The sequence below is a fragment of the Sphingobacterium sp. UBA3549 genome (assembly GCF_002376635.1).
GTDB lineage: Bacteria > Bacteroidota > Bacteroidia > Sphingobacteriales > Sphingobacteriaceae > Sphingobacterium.
Genome location: NZ_DFOE01000031.1, coordinates 1 through 6,301 on the forward strand (window position 1 = coordinate 1; position 6,301 = coordinate 6,301).

The following is a 6,301-nucleotide window of genomic DNA, read 5'->3' on the forward strand; positions in this document are numbered from 1 at the left end:
AGGGGACTTTTTCAGTGCCCTCTAAAAAAATAGCCTTTTTTTTATTACGCAGGTTTTCATTAAGTCGAATTGCTATTTGAGTGACTTTCTTCGCAATGCCTCCTCCCTAAATCATTTGTAACAATAAATATAGCTGCGAATTGTTATCTTCGCAATAATCTGTCATTAGGTTTATATGTTGATACGTGGAGATCTCGGAGAAGATGTCCTAAGTTTGACTTATAGCGGCGCTGGGCGCTTGTAATAGCTTATATTGACTTTGTTTTAAAGGTATATAAATCGAGTGTCTCGGAATATTTTAAATAGGAGTAGACACCATAGTTATAATTATTGTCATGAAAATTAAGGTAGGATTTGGATTTGATGTCCATCAGATGAAAGAGGGACATCCCTTTATTGTTGGAGGCGTTCAATTGGAGCATCATGCTGGGGCCTTTGGCCATTCTGATGCAGATGTATTGGTGCATGCGATATGTGATGCCATTTTAGGTGCTGCCAATTTAGAAGATATTGGCTATCACTTTCCAAACACGGATATGCGCTGGAAAGGTATCAGTAGCTTATTGTTACTGAAAGAATGTGTGGCGCTGATCGCGAAGAAAGGATACACACTTGGCAATATCGATTCAATGTTGTGTTTGGAGGCTCCTAAGATCAAACCTTATATCCCGCAAATGAAAGTTAAATTGGCTGAAGCCACTGGTTTGGATATCGATGATATTTCCATTAAGGCAACGACAAATGAAACCATGGGATTTATCGGCCGTCAGGAAGGGGCCGTTGCCTATGCGGTTTGCTTGATCGAACGTGCGTAGTTCTGCTCAATATTTTCGCGTTTAAATTCTTGCTTTTGGTACAATTAGTAATACCTTTGCCAAGTAAGGATTATTGGCACACTATCTGATAGAGTGAGCATTAATGTCTTAATTGAAGTCTACAAGGATCAAAATAATGCAGTATTCAAGTTTTAAAATAGCACAGTGTGTGTAAAACCTGAATACGCTGTGTGGTCTTAAAATGAATAATATTTACGTCTGAAATTTAGTGATTAGATGAAACGAGTATCAAAAAAAAATCAACTGACGGAAGCTGATATCAAACGATATACGTTCAATTTTTGGAAGATTATCGTTGGAGTTGTTGCGATAGGTTTTCTGTTTATATTGAGTATACGTCTTGGATTATTTGGGAAATTGCCCTCCTTCAGTGATTTGGAGAATCCAAAAAGCAATTTAGCTTCTGAAGTTATCACTGAAGATCATAAAGTACTGGGAACTTATTATGTTCAAAACCGTTCCAATGTTAAGTATAGCGAATTGTCCCCTTATTTGGTCAAAGCATTGGTGTCTACAGAGGATAAACGTTTCTATGATCACTCTGGTATAGACTATTCGCGTACGTTCACAGTCATCTTCCATACCTTGACAGGTAATAAGCAAGGGGGGAGTACGATTACACAACAGCTGGCACTTAATCTCTTCTCGGATGGACGTCAGAAGAATTTTTTAAAACGTGTCATCCAAAAATTTCAGGAATGGATTACGGCCGTTCGTCTGGAGAGAAATTATACCAAGGATGAGATTATTACCATGTATTTCAACACGGTAGACTTTGGTGCCTACAATACATATGGAATCAAATCTGCTGCACGGACTTACTTTAATACGACTCCCGACAAATTGACAGCGGAACAAGCAGCTTTGTTGGTGGGTATGCTAAAAGGTCCGGGAGCATATTCTCCGGTTCGTTACCCTGATAAATCTCGCACCCGACGTAATACGGTGCTGAACAATATGGTTGCCGCTAATTTTATCTCGGCAGAAGAGGCAACAAAAGCAAAAGAGAAACCACTTGGTTTAGAACTTAAGATTGCAAATTACGGCGAAGGATTGGCTCCCTATTTCAGAGCGGTATTAAAAGACGAGATCAAAAAGGAATTTGCCAAGCTTTCCATTACCAAACCGGATGGTACACCTTATGATCTTGATCGCGATGGGTTGAAAATCTATACGACAATCAACATGTCTATGCAGCAATATGCAGAGGATTCGCAAAAGGAGTGGATGAAGCAATTGCAGTCTAAATTTTCCGCACAATGGAAAAATAGGGATCCCTTCAAAGGCGATAAAGCGAAGCTATTAATCAGCGGAATGAAGCGTTCTGATCGTTACCGGATTTTGAAGGAAGAAGGCTTGAATGAAGACGAAATCAAAAAGGCTTTCAATGTAAAAGTTCCTATGAATATTTTTACATGGAAAGGAAGCGTCGACACCATTATGACGCCAATGGATTCCATTAAATACAATAAACTCATGTTGCGCAATGCAATGATGTCTATGGAGCCGAAGACGGGACATATTAAAGCCTGGGTAGGGGGTATTGACTTCGACCACTTTAAATATGATCAGGTAAAAATGGGAACGCGTCAGGTCGGATCGACGGCTAAACCATTTACTTACGCAGTTGCGATTGACAACGGCTATTCGCCCTGTTATAGTATTCCAAATTACCAACAAACGTATAACGGATGGACCCCAAGGGGAAATGCGCAAGGAGGAAACCCCATTACGTTGGCTAAGGCCCTTGCTTATTCTCAAAACTATGCGACAGCATATTTAGTACACGAAGTTGGTGCTGCGGAAGTCGCAGCATTGACAAAGCGAATGGGTATAACAAGTGATGTTCCTAGTTATCCCTCGATTTCTTTGGGCGCTTACGAAGCGTCGGTGTTTGATATGGTAGGTGCCTATTCGGCATTTGTAAACCAAGGAACTTGGATTGAGCCGACAGCAATTCTGCGGATTGAAGATAAAAATGGGACACCAATTTATGATAAGGCACCAAAGGTGGTAAAAGCCTTGAACAGTGAATCAGCATATATTATTGTGGATATGCTTAAAAAGGTGGTGTCTCAGGGTACTGCCAGACGTATTCAATGGATGTACAAGCTCACCAATCCAATCGGAGGTAAAACGGGTACAACGAATGACAACTCGGACGCTTGGTTTATCGGTATTACGCCCGAATTGGTTACAGGTGTGTGGACCGGGGCGGAAGATCGGGGCATTAGTTTCGATCGCATGGAGTACGGTCAAGGGGCCGCGGCAGCTATGCCAGTATTCGCTTATTACATGCAGAAAGTATATAAAGATTCGAATTTAAAATATACCAAAGGTGATTTTGAACAACCTCAAGGTGGACTCACCCGTGTAATAGACTGTAATCAGTACTGGGGGGGCGGAGGCTCTGATGTGGAAGATGGATCTACCGATTCGAGCAGTAAAGACGAAACTAAACTAAAAGATGACCGCTTAGGTTTCTAGGTTATTTTAACGAATATCAGTGGGCCAGGCAATAAATTTTTTCGAAATTTGTTGTCTGGCTTTTTTGCTGAAAGTGCTTGATATTGAAACATAATGGACGTATTTGATTATAGAGAGGAATTAAAGAAGATACCACATCGGCCTGGAGTCTATCAGTATTTTGATAAAAATAATGAGCTGATATATATTGGTAAAGCGAAAGATCTGCGCAATCGGGTCGGATCTTATTTCGTTAGTGAAAATCAGCTGAATGGCAAAACACGTGTTTTGGTCCGTAAGATTAATCGGATATCTTTTACTATAGTTGATACGGAGATTGATGCTTGGTTGCTTGAGAATTCATTGATCAAGAAACACAAACCCAAGTATAATGTTCTTCTTAAGGACGATAAAACTTACCCTTGGATTGTTATCAAGAATGAGCCTTTTCCACGCGTTTTTTGGACCAGGCAATATATCAAAGATGGTTCGCGCTATTACGGACCCTATCCTTCGGTGGGGATGATGCATATTGTTTTGGATCTGATTCGTGAATTGTTTCCCTTGCGGACCTGCAATTTGGCCCTAACACAGGAAAATATACGGAAGGGCAAGTTTAAGATCTGTCTTGAATATCAAATTGGAAACTGTAAGGGGCCTTGCGAAGGGTATCAATCTGAAGAAGACTATGATCAGAATCTGAGCGATATTAAGGATATTCTGAACGGAAAGATCGCTATGGTGACCAATCGCTTGAAAGAAGGTATTACTACTGCAGCTGCAGCTTTGGATTTCGAAAGAGCGCAGTTAATCAAAGCGAAGTTGGATAAGCTAGACAATTATCAGAGTAAATCCACCGTTGTTAACTCATCCATTACAAACGTTGATGTATTTAGCATCGCTTCGGACGAAGGATATGCCTTTGTCAATTACCTGAAAGTGATGAATGGTGTGATTATTCAGACGCAAACACTGGAAATGAAACGGCGTTTAGATGAGAGTGAACAAGAACTGCTAGCCTTGGCTATACCAGAGATACGGGATCGTTTCAAAAGCCTTTCGCGTGAAATTATCGTACCATTCGAGTTAGATATTGAAGAGAACGAACGGATTCGATTTACAATCCCCAAATTGGGTGAAAAGAAAAAGCTCCTTGAACTTTCTCAAAAGAACGTAGCATTTTTTAGGAAGGAACGTTTGTTGCAATATGAAAAGCTTAATCCGGATATCCGGACTGAGCGTATTCTAAAACAGATGCAAAAGGATCTTCGGATGAATGTGCTGCCGCAACATATTGAGTGTTTTGATAATTCGAATATTCAGGGAAATTATCCTGTGTCTGCTATTGTGGTATTTAAGGATGCGAAACCCTCCAAAAAAGATTATCGCCACTTCAATGTAAAGACCGTGGAGGGTCCCAATGATTTTGCCACGATGGAGGAAGCTGTTTTTAGACGGTACAGAAGGTTATTGGATGAAGATCAGCCTCTGCCCCAATTGATTATTATAGACGGTGGTAAGGGGCAGTTAGGGGCCGCGTTAAAGAGCTTGCGCTTATTGGGGATCGAACGGAAAGTAACGGTGATCGGTATTGCGAAGAGGCTGGAGGAGCTTTTCTATCCCGGCGACCAATATCCACTTTATCTAGATAAAAAATCTGAAACCTTAAAGGTGATTCAACATCTTCGAGATGAAGCTCACCGGTTCGGAATCACGTTTCACAGAAATCAGCGGAGCCGAAAAACTTTTGTTTCTGAACTTGAAAACGTGCCAGGCATAGGCAAAACAACAGTGGAGAAAGTGTTAACTGAATTTAAGTCGGTAAAAAAGGTGAAGGAGGCGTCTGATGAAGACCTAAAAAAAGTGCTTAATCTCAAACAGATTAAAGCACTTCGTGAATACTTTGCAAAGTAACATTAAAGTAGAATAGTGCATAAGCCGAAGTTTTGTACACCAAGATATTCGGCTGATGCATTCAATACGAATTAGTCATCGTAACCAAAACGTTTAAGGTAATTTTTTTTGCTTCGCCAGTCAGGAATTACTTTAACGAAAAGTTCGAGAAATACCTTTCCATTGATAAACTCCTCAATATCCTGACGTGCGTAGGTTCCCACTTTTTTGATCATGGCGCCTGCCTTTCCAATGATAATATTTTTTTGAGAGTCGCGTTCAACAATAATTTCTGCTGCAATACGCGTAATATTAGCCTCCTCTTTGTAAGATGTCACGATCACTTCTGTGCTGTAAGGAATCTCCTTATCATACAGTTTGAACACTTTTTCACGGATCATTTCGGAGACAAAAAAACGCATGGATTTGTCCGTCAGTTCATCCTTTTCATAATAAGCTTCGTGAATTGGTAACTTGTCTTTTATGTATTGCATTACGGCAGCAACATTATGATTCAGTTTTGCTGAAATGGCAAAAATGGTATCTGGATTTAATTTTTCTTGCCAGAATTCAATTTTTGCTTTGACTTCTTCTTCTGAAGATTTATCAATTTTATTGATCAGTACAGCAACAGGAGAATTTGTTTTGCGTAATTTCTCGAGGACATCGTTCTCATCGTATTTTTCGTTGATATCTGTCACAAATAGTATAATGTCTGCATCGATCAAAGATCCTTGGACAAAATTCATCATGGATTCCTGCAGAGAATAGTTTGGTTTAATAACACCTGGAGTGTCCGAAAACACAATTTGATGGTCTTCATCGTTTACAATACCGATAATGCGGTGTCTTGTCGTTTGCGCTTTGGGTGTAATGATAGACATTTTTTCACCCACTAAAGCGTTCATTAGTGTGGACTTACCAGCATTTGGCTTTCCGATGATACTTACGAATCCTGCTTTGTGTGACATTTTTCTAAATTTTATTAGGATTACAAAGAAACAAAATATATCTTTGTACTCCAATTCGGAAGGATCATAATCTTGTTTTTTCAAAAGAAAAAAGCAATTTTGTTCAAAAATATATTGCGGGGTGGAGCAGTTGGT

4 protein-coding genes are annotated in these 6,301 nt (G+C 39.9%); 3 read left to right on the forward strand and 1 reads right to left on the reverse strand.

Annotation, left to right across the window (positions count from 1 at the left end):
* Positions 1 to 335: 335 nt before the first annotated feature.
* From ispF to uvrC, 3 genes are all read left to right on the forward strand, one after another.
* Positions 336 to 815: a 2-C-methyl-D-erythritol 2,4-cyclodiphosphate synthase gene (gene ispF, locus B2W36_RS15580; RefSeq protein WP_209578265.1), complete on the forward strand. Its 480-nt coding sequence runs from the start codon at positions 336 to 338 to the stop codon at positions 813 to 815.
* 237 nt (positions 816 to 1,052) lie between these two features.
* Positions 1,053 to 3,323, forward strand: coding sequence for a penicillin-binding protein 1A (locus B2W36_RS15585; RefSeq protein ID WP_293888559.1), 2,271 nt, complete (start codon positions 1,053 to 1,055; stop codon positions 3,321 to 3,323).
* 93 nt (positions 3,324 to 3,416) lie between these two features.
* The gene (gene uvrC, locus B2W36_RS15590; RefSeq protein WP_293888561.1) at positions 3,417 to 5,216 is read left to right on the forward strand and encodes an excinuclease ABC subunit UvrC; all 1,800 of its coding nucleotides are present in this window, start codon (positions 3,417 to 3,419) and stop codon (positions 5,214 to 5,216) included.
* Positions 5,217 to 5,287: 71 nt separating this feature from the next.
* Here uvrC and era read toward each other — a convergent pair whose 3' ends face one another.
* A complete protein-coding gene (gene era, locus B2W36_RS15595) occupies positions 5,288 to 6,166 on the reverse strand; it encodes a GTPase Era (RefSeq protein WP_293882766.1) in 879 nt (292 codons plus the stop codon).
* Between the last annotated feature and the right edge of the window lie 135 nt (positions 6,167 to 6,301).